Origin of the sequence: Paenarthrobacter sp. CCNWLY172 (assembly GCF_037402035.1) — a bacterium.
Lineage (GTDB): Bacteria > Actinomycetota > Actinomycetes > Actinomycetales > Micrococcaceae > Arthrobacter.
Genome location: NZ_JBBEGB010000001.1, coordinates 372,507 through 390,388, shown reverse-complemented (window position 1 = coordinate 390,388; position 17,882 = coordinate 372,507). Strand labels below are relative to the sequence as shown.

Below are 17,882 nucleotides of genomic sequence, written 5' to 3'. Positions count from 1 at the left end.
GTCAGGGCTCGGGGAGGACCACCAGCGTGAAATAGCCGCGCAGGCCCTTCACCACGTCCACCTCGTCGGGGGCCAGCAGCCATTGCGTCTGCAGCCCGTCCCACAGGGCAACCAGGGACATGGCAGCCAATTCAGGGTCCACGCCGGGCCTGAGCCTGCCTTCGGCTGCCAGCTCGGCGAAGCGCAGCGCGTAGCTCTTACGCAGCCGTTCGAAGCGTTCGGTGAAGTACACCCGCCCGGGGTGCGAGTCGGTGACGGATTCCGCACACAGAACGATGTACAGCTCAACCACGCCCGGAATGTTCTCGTTGAAGAGCGCCGTCCGGATGACCGAGTCAACCAGGCCTTCTTCCATGTCGTCCGGAAAGGCGTCGCCGGTGATCTCGTCGCGCCGCTCCAGGACTGCCATCAGGAGATCCCGCTTGGATGGGAAATAGTGCAGCAGGCTGGTTTGGCTCATCCCCACCCGGTCAGCAACATCCTGCAGCGATCCGCCACGGTACCCGTGGGCAGCAAACACCTCGTGGGCAGCATCCAGGATGGTCCGGCGGCGTTCCTCGGATTTCGCGTAGGGGCCCCGCCTCGCTGCGCGGCCCACGTCCTTTGTGGTCATGGCTAGCCAGTGTACATGCGCGTTACAGCCTTCATATGAAATTCGAGTGGCTACTCGAATTTTCTGTTACCGTGGTCACACTTGCCTCGGCGGGACCCACAAATCCCAGAGCGCGGCATCGTCAACCTGACACGAAGAGGTGAAGGCTTATGACCCGATTCACGCGAAGACAACTCCTGGGCGCTGGCCTGGGAACAGCAGCCATGGGCTTGCTGACCGGGTGCGCAACTCCAGGAATGCAGTCCGTTAACGCTGCCCCCACCATTCCCGCCGCAGGAGAGCCCGTGCGGCTGACCTACTGGGCTTGGCTCAAGGACTTCCAAAACGTTGCAGACGTCTGGAATGCTGCCCACCCCACCATCCAAGTGGACGTGGTGTGGATTCCGGGAGGCAACTCCGGCGGGTATCAAAAGCTCTACTCGGCCTTGGCAGCAGGAGGCGGCCCGGACCTGGCACAGGTCGAATTCCGGTCCATACCGGAGTTCATGCTGGTGAATGGACTGGTGGACCTCTCGCGCTACGGCGCCAACGACCACGCCCACCTGTACGATCCCACCCTGTGGAAGCAGGTCAGTTACACCGGAGGCGTCTACGGTATCCCCCAGGACGCGGGCCCCATGGGCATGTTCTACCAGCCGGCCATCCTGGACAAAGTGGGGGGCAGCATCCCGAAAACCTGGGACGAATGGGCCGCCCTGGCCGCCGAACTTCGCTCCGTGGACAGCTACCTGGACTGCTTCCCCATCAGCGACGCCTCTCCGTTTGCCTCTTTCGCCGGCCAGGCCGGTGCGCAGTGGCTGCGCCCGGAGGAGGATGGCTGGATCATCAACATGACCGACGACGCCACGCTGAACACCGCGCGTTTCTTCGACAAAGCGATCGACGACGACCTCGTGACCACAGCGTACGGCTCCTTCTCCCCCGGCTGGTTTGCGGCTGCCGGCCGGGGTGGGATTGCCTCGACCATCACCGGCAGCTGGGGCGATGCCCTGGTTCAGGGTGTCAGCGGTTCCGAGGGAAAGTGGCGCGCCGCAGCGATGCCCACGTGGGGTGACACGGGCTTCGGTTCGAGCTACCTTGGCGGTTCCACGGCCGCAGTCCTTGCCAACAGCAAGCACCCTCAGGAAGCACTCGAGTTCGCGGTGTGGCTGACCACGTCCACAGAGGGTATCGACGCCCAAATCAAACACAGTGGCATCGGCTGGTCACCCAACCCCGATTTCATTGGCACGGCCCGCCAACAGCCGTCGGCGTTCTTCGGCGGCCAGCGATACAACCAGGAAGTCTTCGTCCCGGCCACCGAACAGCAGAACCCGGACTGGTCCTGGTGGCCGGTGACCCAACAGTCCTTCAACATCCTCAGCGACGGTTTCCGCAAGAAGGCCTTCGGGACGTCGCTGGTGGATTCCATCGCCGCTTCGGAGCAGCAGATCATCACCGTTTTCAAGAACAAGGGCCTCACCATCCGGAAGGAAACGGCATGACGACCACCCGCACCGCACCCCCAGTGCGCCGCCCCGCCGCCCCTGGCCGCTCCGTCAAACAGGCCGGCAAGAGGAACGGCGCTGCCGCACGCGCCCCCTGGCTGCTGCTTGCACCCTTCCTTGCCCTCTTTGTCCTCACGTTCCTGCTGCCCATAGTGGTGGCCATCATGTCCAGCTTCACCAAAGTGACCCGCAGCGGGCTGTTCGGCGAGGCCGGCGTGAGGAGTGAGTTCGCCGGTTTCAGCAACTACGCCCAGGCCTTGGCCGACGGCAGCTTCGTGGCGTCCATCGGCAGGATGCTGCTGTTCGGCGTCGTCCAGGTGCCCGTCATGATCGTCCTGTGCACGGTGCTGGCGCTCATGCTCGAATCAGCCTCGGCAAAGTGGCCGGGCTTCTTCCGCGCCGCCTACTTCCTGCCCTATGGCGTTCCCGGCGTCATCGCCACCATCCTGTGGTCTTTCCTCTACGTTCCCGGCCTGAGCCCCCTGTTCGACGCCGCGAAGATGGTGGGCCTCACCCCCGATTTCCTTGGCGCCAACAGCGTGCTCTGGTCCATCGCGAACATCGTCACGTGGAGCTACACGGGCTACAACATGTTGATCATCGTGGCGCAGCTCAAAGCCATCCCGGTGGAACTCTATGAAGCAGCCAAGGTAGACGGTGCTTCCACCTGGCGCGTGGCCAGGAGCATCCAACTGCCCCTTATTCGTCCGGCCCTAATGCTCACCACGGTGTTTTCCATCATCGGAACCCTTCAACTCTTCGCCGAAGCACAGGTCCTTAAGACGGTCGCTCCCGCCATCGACAGCCAATACACGCCCAACCTCAGCGCCTACACCACGGCCTTCGCGTACAACGACTACAACGTCGCCGCAGCCCAGTCGGTCATCATCGCCGTGGCCGCATTCGCCCTTTCCTTCGCCTTCCTCGCACTGACGAACAGGAAGTCCTCATGACCGGCACAGCAACCAAACAACCCACAGCCCCGGTCCGCAGCACACCACCCGCGGGCCCGGACCGATCCGCCGGACGACGACGCTCGTCCACCATCATTGTCACCGCCCTCTTGGTGGTGGTTGCCCTGTACTTCCTGATTCCCGTGTACTGGGTTGTCGTGGCCTCCACCAAGTCCACGGCCGATCTCTTCTCCACCAACGGATTCTGGTTCGCCCCGACATTCTCCCTGTGGGAAAACATCGGCCGTGTGCTCAGCTACGACAACGGCATTTTTGGCCGGTGGTTCCTGAACTCCGCGATCTACGCGGGCGTCGGCGCCCTCCTGGCCACGTACTTTGCCGCAGCCGGAGGCTATGCCTTGGCCAAGTACCAGTTCCGTGGCCGGAACCTGGTGTTCGGCACGATCCTGGGCGGTGTACTGGTTCCCGGCACGGCCACCGCCCTGCCGCTCTTCCTGCTGTTCAGCCAGATGGGCCTTGCGAACACCTACTGGAGCGTCCTGCTGCCATCGCTGGTATCCCCCTTCGGCCTGTTCCTTTGCAGGATCTATGCACAGGCCACCGTGGATAGCTCGCTGATTGAGGCCGCCAGGATCGACGGCGCCGGTGAGCTCCGCATCTTCCACACCATTGGGCTGAAGGTGCTGACGCCGGCACTGGTCACCGTGTTCCTGTTCCAGTTGGTAGGCATTTGGAACAACTACTTCCTGCCCCTGGTCATGCTGTCCGACTCGGAGCTCTACCCCATCACGCTCGGCCTCAACAACTGGCTGAGCCAGGTTGACCGTTTGCCCGAATTCTACGAACTGACCACCGGTGGAGTACTGCTCTCCATCATTCCGCTCAGCATCGCCATGGTTGTCCTGCAGCGCTTCTGGCGTGGCGGGCTGACAGAAGGAGCCGTTAAGTAATGACCCCGTCACCCGACGTCAACTACATCACCGATACCGGACCCGGTACCGGCAAGAGAGTCCCGGCCCGGTCCTGGCTCCACACTGACGCCCCCACGCTGTCCCTCAACGGCCAGTGGCGGTTCCGGCTTCTTCCCGGCGCACCCGGTACGCCGGGTGGACGTGGAGTCCTTCCTCCCGATGAGGACATCGAAGCCATTGCCGATGAAGCGTTGGACGACTCCAGCTGGGACACCATCCCGGTTCCGGCCCACTGGGTCTTGGAGGGTGAGGGCCGCTACGGGCGCCCCATCTACACCAACGTCCAGTTCCCCTTCCCTGCCAATGCGCCGCACGTCCCGGATGAGAACCCTACGGGCGACTACCGCCGTACATTCGAACTCCCGGCACACTGGAACGACGCCGGGAGGACAGTGCTGAGGTTCGACGGCGTCGAGTCCCGCTACAAGGTCTGGCTCAACGGGGTCGAAATCGGCGTTGGCACGGGCAGCCGGCTGGCGCAGGAATTTGATGTGACCGAGGCACTCCGCCCGGGACGCAACGTGATTGCTGTCCGAGTCCATCAATGGTCGGCCTCGAGTTATGTGGAGGACCAGGACCAGTGGTGGATGCCCGGCATCTTCCGCGACGTGACGCTCCAGGCCCGCCCGAAGAAGGGCATCGACGACGTCTGGTTGCGGACGTCCTACACCGCCGGCTCAGGCGTTATTGACCCGGAAATCACCGCGGACAACGCCGCCTACCCGGTTCGGCTGTCAGTTCCGGAACTGGACATCGACGTCGTCTGGGACTCCCCTGCCGACGTCGGCCCGGTGGCGATCACCGACGTCGAACCCTGGTCCGCGGAGGTTCCGCGCCTCTACAACGCCACCGTGGCAAGCGGAGGCGAGACCATATCGCTGCGCCTGGGTTTCCGCACCGTGGAGATCAAGGGTGACCAGTTCCTGGTGAACGGCCGGCGCGTGGTGTTCCACGGAGTCAACCGGCACGAGACGCACCCGGACCGCGGCAGGGTCTTCGATGAGGACTTCGCCCGGTCCGACCTTGCCCTGATGAAGCAGTTCAACGTCAACGCGATCCGGACCAGCCACTACCCGCCACACCCGCGCTTGCTGGACATCGCGGATGAGATGGGTTTCTGGGTGATCCTCGAATGCGATCTGGAGACCCACGGCTTTGAACGGCACGGCTGGGTGGGCAACCCCAGCGACGACCCCGCGTGGCGCGAAGCCTACGTAGACCGGATGGAACGCACGGTGGAGCGGGACAAGAACCACCCCTCAATCGTCATGTGGTCCCTCGGCAACGAATCCGGCACGGGCTCCAACCTGGCGGCAATGTCGGCGTGGACCCACGCCCGGGACAGCGGCCGGCCTGTCCACTACGAAGGCGATTACACCGGCGCTTACACCGACGTCTACTCACGGATGTACTCCTCCGTTCCCGAAACTGAAGCGATTGGCCGCGACGATTCCGGCTCGCTCCTGCTGGGTTGCTCCGCGGCGGAGTCCGCCCGGCAGCGGAGCAAGCCGTTCATCCTGTGCGAATACGTGCACGCGATGGGCAACGGTCCGGGCGCGATCGACCAGTATGAGGATCTGGTGGACCGTTTCCCCCGCCTGCATGGCGGCTTCGTCTGGGAATGGCGGGATCACGGCATCCGCACCACGACGGCCGAGGGCACGGAGTTTTTCGCCTATGGTGGCGATTTCGGCGAGGTTGTGCACGACGCCAACTTTGTGATGGACGGCATGGTGCTCTCCGACTCCACGCCCAGCCCTGGCCTCTTCGAGTACAAGCAGATCGTCTCTCCCCTGCGCTTGGGCTTCTCCACGGAAGCGTCCGACGGCGGCACGCGCCGTTACGTCTCCGTCGCCAATTTGCGGCACACGGCGGACGCGTCCGACGTCGTCCTGCGCTGGCGTACCGAAGTGGACGGTGTACTTGTTGATTCCGGAGAGCTCGACGTCGTCACTTCAGCGGGCGGGCCACTCGCCGCCGGCGACACCGCACTGATCGGGCTGCCGGAGTTCACCACCCTTGAGGCCGGAGCCGGCGAGCACTGGCTGACGGCGGAGGTTGTCCTCCGCAAGGACACCTCGTGGGCTGAAGCCGGCCATGTGATCTCTGTGGCGCAGCTCGAACTGACCGAAGCCCGTCCGCGTCTCAGCGCCCCGCGCCCTGCAGCATCCTCCCAACGTGCGGCTGACGTTGCCAAGAGAACACTTTCGTTGGGTCCTGCCACCTTTGCCGACGGCCGCTTGGTCTCCCTTGCCGGATTGCCGGTCTCCGGACCGCGGCTGGAGTTATGGCGCGCACCTACGGACAACGACGCCGGTGCGGGCCGTGGCAGCTACGACCACGCCGATCCGTGGCTCAACAACGGCAACGGCACCCCTGCCCCGTCCATGGAAGAGGTGTGGCGGGCTGCAGGCCTGGACCGGCTCACAGCCCGCGTGGAAAAAATTTCTGCCGCCGAATCCGGGGTTGTGGTCCAAACCCGCTACGCCGCTGCAGATGCTGCCCAATGGGTGTCCGTAGAGGAAAACTGGCAGCTCTCCGGTGGCGAACTGTTCCTGCGTGTGGACATCGTCCCAAGCACTGGCTGGGACATCATCTGGCCAAGGATAGGAGTCCGATTCGACCTGCCCGGGTCCGTGGACCAAGCGTCGTGGTTCGGCGCCGGACCACGGGAATCCTACCCGGACAGCATGCACGCCACGCTGGTGGGACGGTACGGAGCAGGCATCGATGACCTCACGGTGCCGTACGCCAAGCCCCAGGAATCGGGACATCGCAGTGCTATACGCTCGCTTGACCTGCAGCAGGCCGGGCAACCCTGGCTGACGCTCGATGCCGCCCCGGACTCCCGTGGCCGCCTGCCCGGGTTTACTCTCTCCCGGCACACAGCGCAGGAGATCTCAGCAGCTGGTCATCCGCACGAGTTGCCGGCAAGCAAGGGCAGCTTCCTCTACCTCGATGCTGCCCAGCACGGCCTCGGATCCAGGGCGTGCGGGCCGGACGTTTGGCCGGAGTACGCGTTGCGCCCCGAAGCGCGGACGCTGACGTTCCGGATCACTGACGCAGGCAAGCCGAGCTAGACGGAGCGTTGTGGGGCCCGCTCTGCGTCCTTCCCGGTGGGGATGGCACGCAGAGCGGGCCCCACAACCTTCAGGAACCGCAGCGTCAGGCAACCTGCACGGGCTCTTTCTTCACGGCGTCCTTCCGGATGGTGGCACTGATGACCGCAGCCACGGTGCACATGGCAGCCGCACCCAGCCATGCATAGTTGTAATGACCTGTGGCGTCCCGGATGAATCCTGCCAGCAGTGCTGCCACTGCGGCTCCGAGCTGGTGGGCAGCAAACACCCAGCCGAAGACCACGGAGCCGTCGGCGCCGAAAACCGAGCGGCAGATGGCTGCGGTGGGAGGCACGGTGGCAACCCAGTCGAGCCCGTAGACCACCACGAAAATGATCATGCTCGGCTCCACGGTCGAGCCCAGCAGCAAAGGCAGCACCAGCAACCCGATTCCCCGGAATTGGTAATACACCGCCAGCAGCACCTTGGGGTTGAATCGGTCGGTCAGCCAGCCGGAAGCAATGGTCCCCACAATGTCAAAAATCCCGACGACGGCCAACAAGCCAGCCGCTGTGGTCTCGGGCAGGCCGTGATCGTGGGCCGACGGAATGAAGTGCGTGCCGATCAGTCCATTGGTGGTTGCTCCGCAGATCGCGAAGCCCGCCGCCAAGGCCCAAAAGGTGCGGACTTTGCTGGCCCGTTTGAGGACCTGCAAGGCACGGACAGCCGCGTTCGCGGAATCCTTCGTCGCCGTCGTAGTTGCTCCGGCGTCGGCTGTTTGAGGGTCAGCTTCGTGCGCACGAGGCTCCCGCGTCACGGGTTCCTCGGCGCCGTACGGCAGGACCCCGACGTCGGCGGGTGAGTTCCGCAACCAGCGCAGCACCAGCGGCACCACGGCGAGCGCACCGGCGGCGATGAGGAGCGAGGCCCCGCGCCACCCCGGGTTCTGGGCGAGGGCGGCGATGAAGGGGAGGAACACCAGCTGCCCGGCGGCACTCCCGGCGGTCAGTATCCCGATCACCAGTCCACGGCTCTTGGCGAACCAGGTGTTGGCGATGGTGGCCGCGAACACGAGGGCCATGGAGCCTGTGCCGAGGCCGATCAGCACACCCCAGGTCAGCAGGATCTGCCAGGACTGGTTCACGAACACGGTGAGGGCCGACCCCAAACCGATGAGGCACAGCGCCAGCGAGGTTACTTTGCGGATGCCGAAGCGTTCCATGAGCGCTGCCGCGAATGGCGCCGTCAGGCCAAACAGGACCAGGTTGATGCTGACGGCCAGCGACAACACTGTGGTTGACCAGCCGAACTCCTCCTGTAACGGAACCATGAGCACGCCGGGTGCCGCACGGAATCCTGCTGCCCCTACCAACGCCAGGAAGGCCACCGCTGCCACGATCCAGGCGGGGTGGATCCGGCGTCGCCTGCCGGTGGGAGCACCCGCTGGTTTGTCCTGGTCTGTCTTTTCGGGCGGGGTCATGCGGGGATCTCCGTTTCAGGGGATGGGGGCAGGCGGGTTTCCGGCGCGACGGCCAGTGGCAGCGGATGCTCGCTGCGCGTCAAGCTGTGCCAGCTGGTGTTGGCGGCAGTCAGCGCGGTGCCGCAGTGAGTGCAGGTATCGGCTGAGGATGTTGACTGACCGCAGTCGGTGTGGACCACCTTCATGTGCGACACCTCGTTGGGTGCGTCCAGGTTCTTCTCGGCCCATATGATGATGGCGTTCAGGACGGGGAGCGCGTCTTCGCCTCTGGCGGTGAGGACGTATTCCTGCCGGGTGCGCGTGCCGTCGTGATAGGGGCGCCGGTCCAGCAGACCCGACTCAACCAGCCAGCCAAGCCGTTTGCTCAGGACGTTGTCCGCAACCTCCAATCGTTGCTTAATGGCTTCGTACCGGCCGTTGCCGAAGAAGATTTCGCGGAGGACCAGGCTTCCCCAAGGGTCGCCAAGGACATCGAGCCCGCGGGCCAGGCTGCACGTGCGGGCGGACCAGTCGGAGCGAAGAGGCATGGGGACAAAGTAGCTGACTTTTCTCAAGAAAGCTACGGTGTATCGCCTTCGTGACGCGCAACCAAGTAGTGCACGCCGGAAAGACGAGTATCCGCATCCGGTTCATATCGGCCCGGGAGTTCCTACAATCGAAAGTGTCTGGGGATTCCTGAATATCCGTTCCGGCTTTCACAGCGGATCCACTCCCGCTTGGAGTTCCCATGACTCTGCAGGGCGAACCAGAACCGCACACAACGCCGCCGACGGGCACACTGCTCCGGTTCCACCGGGCAGGGCCGCGCAGTACCGTCAAGGCCTTGGTGCTGGCCGGCGCCATGATTGCAGCCATCGCCATGACGCCGCCGCTCTCCGGTCAAAGCGCTGCTCCGGCAACGCGCCCGGAGTTAACGCGCCCGGGATCCTCCATGGCTCTCGAGGCAGCATCGTTTGAGCGGCAAGTCGCACCCGCCGTCGTGAGCCCACCGGCGGAACGTGCCACGCCCAAGGAAGCACCTCCTGCCCCGGCACCTCCACCACCCGCCGCGCCCCCTGCTCACGCACCCGAGCCACCCGCCGCACCCGAGCCACCCGCCGTACCCGAGCCACCCGCCGCACCCGAGCCACCCGCCGTCGTGATTCCACCAACGGAATATGTCCCACCCGTCAGCGAACCGGTCCCAGCACCCGCCAAGCTGGCCGCCCGGACCATCTACATTGCCGGATCGGGCGGCCAGGAGCTGGTGGACGCGTGCATCGGCCCGGTCCACTACACCCCGACCGATGCCTTCGCGGTGTTCATCACCGAGCACGACTACTGCGGCGGATGGGACCGGTTCTCCGGCATCGGCGTGGGCCAAACGGTCACATTGGCCGGTTATGGAACCTACACGGCGCACGCGCGTGGACAGGTCCCACTGGGCGGGACAACCAGTGACGTCTCAGCAGTTTTCGGCGGCTTTCCCAAAGCTGTGTTGCAGACCTGCATCCCGGGAACCAACCAGATGCTGGTGATCGCCCTCAACTAGGGGCTGGGCGGCTGCTGTGTGATCTGCGCGACACACCCCGCCGGTTTGCCCCTGTTTCACCCGAGGTTCATCCGGGCTGCTTAGGCTTACCCGGTCATCTCTGACCACGAAAGGCACTCCTGAATGTCCTCGAACTCCCCTAACATGGTTAATCGTTCAACCGAAGCGCAAGGATTCTCCCGCCGCGGCTTCCTCGGCACGGCAGCTGCCGCGACGGCGCTGGCAGCCACGGGATCCCTGCTGCCACCCTCGGTGCAGGCCGCCATGGCCAAGCCGGTCCCGCCCGGAAACCTGCAATCCATCAAGCACGTGATCGTGTTGATGCAGGAGAACCGCTCCTTTGACCACTACTTCGGCTCGCTGCGCGGCGTCCGTGGCTATGGGGATAAATCCATAGCCCGACTGCGCAGCGGCACGTCGATGTTCGAGCAGCCACGCGCAACCGGCGAAACCGTCCTCCCCTTCTCTTTGCGCAAGGCCGCCGAACTGGCAGGCAGGCCCGGCTCCGACATCCAGTACCTGGGCGACCTCGACCACTCCTTCGCCGGCACCACCACGGCGTGGAACAACGGCTGGTGCGACAAGTGGATTCCGGCCAAGAGTGCCTCCACCATGACGTTCTACGAGCGTGCGGACATCCCGCTCCAGTACGAGCTCGCGGACACCTTCACCATCTGCGACGCCTACCACTGCTCCGTCAACGGCTCCACGAACCCCAACCGCAACTACCTGTGGAGCGGCACAACAGGCACCGAGCCGGGCAGCACCGCGCGTGCAGTGACGAACGCCGCCTACGGTTATGCCCACGGTGGTTACGACTGGACCACGTACCCCGAGCGTCTGGAACAGTCCGGCGTCTCGTGGAAGATCTACCAGGACTGGGACAACTTCACGGACAACGCCGTGGAGTACTTCCAGACCTTCAAGGCGATCGGCCGGAAGATGCTCAGCTCCGTGGAAGGCAACCTGCGCACCACCGAGGAGTTCTACGACAAGCTGGCAGGCAAGTCTGCCGCCGAACAGGACCGCCTTCTCGCCCAGCTGGAGCAGGGCCGCGCAGCTCTCACAGAGGCTGAAAGGTCGCTCTTCGACAAGGCCATGTGGCGCGGGCGTCCCGATACTCTCCTGGAACGCCTCAGTGCAGACATCACCGGAGGAACATTGCCGCAGGTCAGCTGGCTGGTTCCGTCAGCCGCCGATTCCGAACACCCGGGAGCATCCACTCCTGTAGGCAGCGCCAACTTCGTCTACCGACTCCTGGACACCGTGGCCAGCAACCCTGACACGTGGGACAGCACCGCGATCTTCCTGAACTTCGACGAGAACGACGGCTACTTCGACCACGTCCCGCCTCCTGTCCAGCCACGCCCGGCGTCAGGCGAATCCACTGAATGGACCACAGCGAGGCCCATCGGACTTGGCCCCCGCGTGCCCATGACCGTCGTCTCACCCTGGACCGTGGGCGGTTACGTCAGCTCCGAGGTCTTCGATCACACCTCGGTGCTCCGCTTCCTGGAGCGCTGGACGGGTGTGGAGGAGCCGAACATCTCGCCGTGGCGCCGCGAGGTCTGCGGCGACCTGACCGGCGTCTTCAACTTCACCAGCCCGGGCACGCCGCCCGCCCTTGAGCACCCGGGCGCGGTACCTGCCAAAATCAGCCGCTGGCGCCCGAATCCTCCGACGGTCCAGATAGCGCCACTCCAGGAAACCGGAACCCGCCCTGCCCGGCCACTTCCTTACCGGCCGAAGGTTTCGGCAGCGGTCCAGTCCGGAAAGGTCACCCTGGCACTGGGCAACAGCGGCTCCCGTTCCACGCACTTCACTGTCTACGGCTATGCAGGCGAGGTCACGGAGCCGAGGCACATCGACGTCCTCGGCACCCAGAACCTCGAGCTCCCCGTGGCCGCCGGCACCTTTGATGTCATCGTCACCGGCCCCAACCGCTACCAATACGAACTGAAAGGCACGACGGCGGGCGCGGCGTCCGGCGTCGACGTCGCGTTGGCTGGCCGCCGCGGCAAGAAAGCGGTGGAACTGGAGCTGCGCAACAACGGCACCGCGACCGTGACCTTGGCGCTGGAATCACTGCAGTACACCGAAAACGCCGACACCGTGAAGCTCAAGCCGGGGCACACGAAGAAGATCGGCTGGGAAACACTGGGAGGTTGGTACGACATCCAGGTGACGTCAGCTGACGATGCGACGTTCCGGCGACGCCTGACCGGCCGTGAGGAAGACGGCCAGGAAGGCATTTCGGGCTAGGTCCGGCCAGCGGATCCCGCGCCCGGGCGCCTCACTCGCCGTTGAGCGGTGAGGAAAGCGAACGCGCGCGGGATTCGAGGGCACCCGTCCGGGATGGACGGTACGCCAGGGCCCAATACACAAGCATGGCAATGGCACACACCACGCCCAGGCTGGAAATGATGAGCTGCCATTGGGTCTGCGGGTCCTTGCCCCACTCGGCCGCCCCAGCCCAGACGGCCAGGTTCTTGGGCGTCATGTAGAAAGCGATGGTGGAGCACACCACGATGACCCAGCCCGCCGTGCGCATCCGTCCGCTGCGGGAAGGAACCCGGTGCATCGCAAAAGCCATGCTGGGCAGGGCCACTGCAACCCACACCCAGTGGTGGGACCACGACACCGGGCTGATCAGCAGCATCAGGATGGCTGTGGCCGATACTGCGATGAAATTCTCGTCAGCATCCAGGGCCCATTTGATGATGAGTCCAGCCAACACCACCGTGGCCAAGGAGAGGACCAGCCACACCACGTTGGTGATGGATGAATCCGGCATGCCGAAGTGCAGCAGCATCCCCTTCAGGGAGAGGTTGTCCACATACGCCGGTCCACCGATCCGGCCGGTGTCCGGCAGGATCCTGGTCCAGAAGGCAAGCGACGCCTGTGGCAAAACAGCCCAGGCCAGTGCGATCGAGCCGAAGAAGCCCACGGCCATCCACGCCAGGGCCTTGAAGTCACGGCGCACCAGGAAGTACAGGCCGAAGGCGAGCGGAGTGAGCTTCACTCCCGCGGCCATGCCGATCAGCAGGCCGGCGGGCCAGCGGAGGGCACCGGCCCTGGCCTTGGTGTAGAGCAGGAAATCAACCAGGATCACCCCCATCAGGATGATGTTGATCTGCCCGAAAACGAACGTGTCACGCCACGGTCCCAGGAGGAGGATGGCTCCCGTAACCACCAGGGCCGTGGTCCTGAAGCGGTAGTCTGCGAACGCTGCCCGCCACATCGACAGGCCGAAGTAGTGCCTTGCAAGCCAGGCAGCCACCACGGCGGCACCCACCAGCGCAGCAAGGATGAAGACCATGCTGCCCGCGAAGAAGCCCATGGCCGCCAACCCGGTAAAGAGCAGCGCAGCGAAGGGCGGATACGTGAACGGCAAGCCTTCCCGCACCGCGTAGAGGTCGCCACCCTCGAGGACCTTGCCCCCGCCGTAGTAGTAGACCTCGAAGTCGTTGAGGAACGGTTCGTAGTCCGTATACAGGAACCACACGGCGACCATGAGGGTCAGCGCGCCGGCCACCGTGAGGATCCAGCCGCGTTTGGTGGTGGAAACCACTGGTTGTGAAACCGGGTGTGAAGGAGAAGCCACAGTGTCAGCCGTTACTGATCTTGGCAAAGGCCTGCTCAAGGTCGGCGATCAGGTCCTCGGCTTCCTCGATCCCGCAGGAAAGGCGCAGGAGGTTGACCGGAACCGCCAGTTCGGTGCCCTTCACGGAGGCGTGGGTCATCTCCGACGGATAGTTCATCAGGGACTCGATGCCACCCAGGGATTCCGCCAGCGTGAACACCGAGGTGGATTCGGCGACGGTGCGTGCCGCTGCCTCGCCACCCTTGAACTGAACGGAGACCATGCCGCCGAACTTCTTCATCTGCTTCGCTGCAAGCTCGTGTCCGGGGTGGTCAGGGAGGCCGGGGTAGAGCACCGCTTCCACCTCGGGACGCTGCAGCAGCCACTCAGCCACTGCCTGTCCGTTGTCACTGTGACGGTCCATGCGAACGCCCAGTGTCTTCAGTCCGCGGGTTGTGAGGAAAGCATCCATGGGACCGGAAACCGCACCGACCGCGAACTGGATGAAGCCGATCTTCTCTGCCAACTCATCGTCCTTGACCACAATCGCGCCACCCACGACGTCGGAGTGGCCGCCGATGTACTTGGTGGTGGAGTGGACCACCACGTCAGCACCCAGGGCAAGCGGGGTCTGCAAGTAGGGAGACGCGAAGGTGTTGTCCACCACCAGGAGGGCACCGGCGTCGTGCGCTACGGCGGCGAGGGCTTCAATGTCGGTGATCTTCATCATCGGGTTGGATGGCGTCTCCACCCAGACGATCTTGGTGTTGTTCGCTGCGACAGCTGCTGCCACGGCGTCGAGGTCCGACATGTCCACGGGGGTGTTGCCAATGCCCCAGTCGCCCAAGACGCGGTTGATCAGGCGGTAGGTGCCGCCGTAAGCGTCGTTACCCAGGACGATGTGGTCACCGGGGCGGGCGATCGCACGGATCAATGAGTCCTCGGCAGCCAGGCCCGAGCCGAAGGAAAACGCTGCGGTACCCCCTTCGAGGGCGGCCAACTGCTCCTGGAGGGCGTCGCGGGTCGGGTTGCCGCCGCGTCCGTACTCGTACCCGGACCGCAGGTTGCCGATGCCGTCCTGGGCATAGGTGGAGCTGAAGTGCAGCGGCGGCACCACAGCACCGGTCCGGGGTTCGAAGGCCTGTCCGGCGTGGACGGCGCGGGTGTTGAACCCGGCGTTGTTGGTGGCAGACATGGAAGCTCCTCTTGGGTCGTTGGACGATTGGATGGGCGCCGGGGTTGGACCGGCGCCGGCGCCTAGTTGCTCAGGTACGCCAGAAGGTCGTGGCGCGTCAGGATACCTACCGGGGCGCCTGCGAAGGTCACCATGACGGTATCGACGTCGGACAGCAGCTCACGCGCGGCTGAAATGGTCTCCAGTGAGCCGATAACGGGCAGCCGTTCCCCCATGTGTTCGGAGATCTTGTCCGACAGCTTCGCTTCGCCACGGAACAGTTTGCTGGTGAGCCTTCGCTCGTCCACAGCTCCCACGACCTCGCCCATGACTACGGGTGGTTCCTGTGAGAGGACCGGGATGTGGGAGACACCGAATTCGTTCATGATGTTGATGACATCGCGGACGGTCTCGTTGGGGTGGATGTGGACCAGGTCCGGCATTTCGCCCGTCTTGGACTTGAGGACCTCCCCCACGGAGGACTCTTCGCCGCCGGAGAGGAAGCCGTAAGAGCGCATCCACTGGTCGTTGAAGATCTTGGCCAGATAGCCGCGGCCGGAATCCGGGAGGATGACCACCACGACAGCTGACTCATCCAGGTCCTTGGCAGCCTGCAGTGCAGCCACCACGGCCATACCGGACGAGCCGCCCACCAGGAGGCCCTCTTCGCGGGCAAGGCGGCGGGTCATGGAGAAAGAGTCGGCATCGGAGACTGCAAGGACGGCATCCGGAACGGAGGGATCGTAGTTTCCGGGCCACATGTCCTCGCCTACGCCCTCCACGAAGTAGGGCCGGCCGGTGCCGCCTGAGTACACCGAACCTTCCGGGTCCGCGCCGATGATCTTGACCTGGCCGCCGTCGGACTCTGCACGGTCCGCGGAGACTTCCTTGAGGAAGCGGCCTGTGCCGGTGATGGTGCCGCCTGTTCCGGCGCCGATGACCACGTGCGTGACCCGGCCGTCGGTGTCCTGCCAGATTTCCGGGCCAGTGGACTCGTAATGGCTGCCGGGGGCGGCGGGGTTGGAGAACTGGTCCGGCTTGAAGGCGCCAGGGATCTCGCTGACGAGGCGGTCGGAAACGCCGTAATAACTTTGCGGGCTGTCAGGGGCCACGGACGTGGGCGTGACAACTACTTCGGCGCCGTACGCCTGCAGGACGGCACGCTTGTCCTCGCCCACCTTGTCCGGCACAACGAAGATGCACTTGTAGCCCTTTTGCTGGGCTACCAGTGCCAATCCCACCCCGGTGTTGCCCGACGTCGGCTCTACGATTGTTCCGCCCGGTTGGAGCCGGCCGTCTTTTTCCGCATCCTCGATCATCTTCACGGCGATCCGGTCTTTGATGGATCCGCCGGGATTAACGTATTCGAGCTTCACCAGGACGGTGGCTTTGATGCCCTCGGTGACGTGGTTGAGCTTGATGAGCGGGGTATTGCCGATGAGGTCCAACACGGACTGGGCGTACTTCATAGGTACAAAGTTACCGCCTGCCAGGTGCCGGGCTTGCTTCGGCCCCCTGGCTACGTGCCGGCGGAGGTGTCGGTCTGCCACACACCCAGGACGTTGCCCTCAGTGTCCTTGAAGTAGGCATACCAGCCCATGGTGGGGACGGCGTCCTTGGCCTGGACCACGCTGCCACCAGCAGACTCCACCTGAGCCAGCGCTGCATCAATGTTGTCCACGTCGATGGTGAGCACAGGTGTCTTCAGCGCGTCCGTCCGCGGGAACAGTGCCCCGTTGATGGCTCCGGGCTCCTTCGGCGTACCGGTCTGTTCGTCGGAGGGTGCCGTGATGGCTATGGTGTAGTCCATCCCTTGCATAGGGCTGAGGTTCCAGCCGAAAGCGCTTTCATAGAAGGTGTTGGCACGGTCTTTGTCGTCCGTGGGAATCTCGAAATGCACTATTGCGGCCACGATTCGCGCTCCTTGTACCTGGGATGTGGCGCGGCCCACCCACGCCACATCAGGGAGTCTAGACCCGGGCGGCCGCCGTCGTAAGGGGTCCAGCCAGATGATTGTCAGCCGGACGTGGGACCATGAAAACATGACCATCGCAGACGCCCCGCCCGTTGTTGCGGCCGCGGCAGACGCAGCCGTAAGGTGGCATCCGGGCGGTGCCTTCCGTCTGGACCAGACCATGTTTCCGCTGATGCGCTGCAACGCTGATCCGTCATTCGCCGCCCACGCCAACGGTTTCTGGATGGCCTTCACCGCAGCGTCTGGCCCGGTCACTATGAGGCTATCCGCAGGCGGGGTGGGCCCTGACACGTTTGTGGACGCCCAGGCTTGGGGACCCGGTGCCCGGGACGCCATTGCTGGAGTGCCGCGCTTGCTGGGCGCCCATGATGATTGGTCGGCCTTCGACGAGCCCGCTTTCCACGCCACGCTCCCACGGCTTGTCACAGAAGCACGACGCCGGAACCTGGCTCTGCGGCTGCCCTCCACCGGGCGCGTGGTTGACTCCCTGGTGCCCACCATTTTGGAGCAAAAGGTCACCACCTTGGAGGCACGTCGCGGGTACCGGTACTTGATGTATCGCTACGGAACATCTGCCCCGGGCAGGGCCCCCGCAGGTCTGCTGGTTCCTCCCACCGCCGGGGAATGGCTGGCCATCCCGTCGTGGGAGTGGCACAAAGCCGGGGTTGGACCACAGCGCTCGGCGACGGTGATGCGGGCGCTGCAGTCCGCCGCAGCGCTTGAACGGCTGGCAGGCCTGGACTCAGCGCAGGCGAGCGCCAGGATGCAAACCATCCCTGGGATCGGCATCTGGACCGCATCCGAGGTGGTCCAACGGACGCATGGCTGCCCCGACTCGATTTCCGTGGGGGACTACCACCTGGCCTCGTACGTGGGCTACGCACTGACGGGCCAAAAGACGGATGACGCCGGCATGCTGGAATTGCTCGAACCGTGGCGCGGGCAGAGGCAGCGGCTGGTCAGAATGCTCTATTTGAGTGGCTTCCGCAAACCCACTTTCGGTCCACGGATGACCGTTCAGGATCATCGCCGGCACTGACTTTTTATTGCGGACGGGAGCTGTCCGCAGAGCCGTGGACTGGCCGAAGGCACGGG

The 17,882-nt window shown here is 64.5% G+C and carries 14 protein-coding genes; 7 read left to right on the top strand and 7 right to left on the bottom strand.

Annotation, left to right across the window (positions count from 1 at the left end; all coding sequences use genetic code 11):
* Position 1: 1 nt before the first annotated feature.
* A complete protein-coding gene (locus WBN73_RS01690; RefSeq protein WP_280623293.1) occupies positions 2 to 613 on the bottom strand; it encodes a TetR/AcrR family transcriptional regulator in 612 nt (203 codons plus the stop codon).
* A gap of 149 nt (positions 614 to 762) precedes the next feature.
* On the opposite strand from WBN73_RS01690, the gene WBN73_RS01685 reads away from it, so the two are divergent.
* The 4 genes from WBN73_RS01685 to WBN73_RS01670 are packed head-to-tail and all read left to right on the top strand — an operon-like array spanning position 763 to position 7,065.
* The gene (locus tag WBN73_RS01685) at positions 763 to 2,097 is read left to right on the top strand and encodes an ABC transporter substrate-binding protein (protein WP_337339323.1); all 1,335 of its coding nucleotides are present in this window, start codon (positions 763 to 765) and stop codon (positions 2,095 to 2,097) included.
* Positions 2,094 to 3,053 carry a carbohydrate ABC transporter permease gene (locus tag WBN73_RS01680; RefSeq protein ID WP_207594295.1) on the top strand — a complete coding sequence of 320 codons (960 nt, stop codon included), beginning with the start codon at positions 2,094 to 2,096 and terminating at the stop codon, positions 3,051 to 3,053. Before WBN73_RS01685 ends, WBN73_RS01680 begins: the two co-directional genes overlap by 4 nt.
* On the top strand, positions 3,050 to 3,964 hold the full coding sequence (locus WBN73_RS01675; protein WP_337339322.1) for a carbohydrate ABC transporter permease: 915 nt from the start codon (positions 3,050 to 3,052) through the stop codon (positions 3,962 to 3,964). Before WBN73_RS01680 ends, WBN73_RS01675 begins: the two co-directional genes overlap by 4 nt.
* Positions 3,964 to 7,065, top strand: a complete 3,102-nt coding sequence (locus WBN73_RS01670) for a glycoside hydrolase family 2 TIM barrel-domain containing protein (RefSeq protein WP_337339321.1) — start codon at positions 3,964 to 3,966, stop codon at positions 7,063 to 7,065. The genes WBN73_RS01675 and WBN73_RS01670 overlap by 1 nt, the downstream gene beginning before the upstream one ends.
* An 85-nt stretch (positions 7,066 to 7,150) precedes the next feature.
* On the opposite strand, the gene WBN73_RS01665 is transcribed toward WBN73_RS01670, so the two are convergent.
* Positions 7,151 to 8,524 carry an MFS transporter gene (locus tag WBN73_RS01665; protein WP_337339320.1) on the bottom strand — a complete coding sequence of 458 codons (1,374 nt, stop codon included), beginning with the start codon at positions 8,522 to 8,524 and terminating at the stop codon, positions 7,151 to 7,153.
* Positions 8,521 to 9,051, bottom strand: coding sequence for a winged helix-turn-helix transcriptional regulator (locus tag WBN73_RS01660; RefSeq protein WP_207594299.1), 531 nt, complete (start codon positions 9,049 to 9,051; stop codon positions 8,521 to 8,523). Before WBN73_RS01660 ends, WBN73_RS01665 begins: the two co-directional genes overlap by 4 nt.
* Before the next feature lie 200 nt (positions 9,052 to 9,251).
* On the opposite strand from WBN73_RS01660, the gene WBN73_RS01655 reads away from it, so the two are divergent.
* Both WBN73_RS01655 and WBN73_RS01650 read left to right on the top strand, forming a co-directional pair.
* Positions 9,252 to 10,055: a peptidoglycan-binding protein gene (locus WBN73_RS01655; protein ID WP_337339319.1), complete on the top strand. Its 804-nt coding sequence runs from the start codon at positions 9,252 to 9,254 to the stop codon at positions 10,053 to 10,055.
* A 144-nt stretch (positions 10,056 to 10,199) separates the two neighbouring features.
* On the top strand, positions 10,200 to 12,317 hold the full coding sequence (locus WBN73_RS01650) for a phosphocholine-specific phospholipase C (protein WP_337339318.1): 2,118 nt from the start codon (positions 10,200 to 10,202) through the stop codon (positions 12,315 to 12,317).
* Between the two features lie 31 nt (positions 12,318 to 12,348).
* Here the strand turns inward: WBN73_RS01650 and WBN73_RS01645 are convergent, their stop codons facing one another.
* The 4 genes from WBN73_RS01645 to WBN73_RS01630 form a co-directional block, all read right to left on the bottom strand.
* Positions 12,349 to 13,659 carry a glycosyltransferase 87 family protein gene (locus WBN73_RS01645; RefSeq protein WP_337339317.1) on the bottom strand — a complete coding sequence of 437 codons (1,311 nt, stop codon included), beginning with the start codon at positions 13,657 to 13,659 and terminating at the stop codon, positions 12,349 to 12,351.
* A 4-nt stretch (positions 13,660 to 13,663) separates the two neighbouring features.
* The gene (locus tag WBN73_RS01640; RefSeq protein ID WP_337339316.1) at positions 13,664 to 14,833 is read right to left on the bottom strand and encodes a cystathionine gamma-synthase; all 1,170 of its coding nucleotides are present in this window, start codon (positions 14,831 to 14,833) and stop codon (positions 13,664 to 13,666) included.
* A gap of 62 nt (positions 14,834 to 14,895) precedes the next feature.
* Entirely contained in the window at positions 14,896 to 16,281 is a 1,386-nt protein-coding gene (locus WBN73_RS01635; protein ID WP_337339315.1) for a cystathionine beta-synthase, read from the bottom strand.
* 50 nt (positions 16,282 to 16,331) lie between these two features.
* A complete protein-coding gene (locus tag WBN73_RS01630; RefSeq protein WP_207594304.1) occupies positions 16,332 to 16,724 on the bottom strand; it encodes a VOC family protein in 393 nt (130 codons plus the stop codon).
* Positions 16,725 to 16,854: 130 nt separating this feature from the next.
* Between WBN73_RS01630 and WBN73_RS01625 the strand changes: the two genes are divergently transcribed.
* Positions 16,855 to 17,826 carry a DNA-3-methyladenine glycosylase family protein gene (locus WBN73_RS01625; RefSeq protein WP_337339314.1) on the top strand — a complete coding sequence of 324 codons (972 nt, stop codon included), beginning with the start codon at positions 16,855 to 16,857 and terminating at the stop codon, positions 17,824 to 17,826.
* Positions 17,827 to 17,882: the final 56 nt, after the last annotated feature.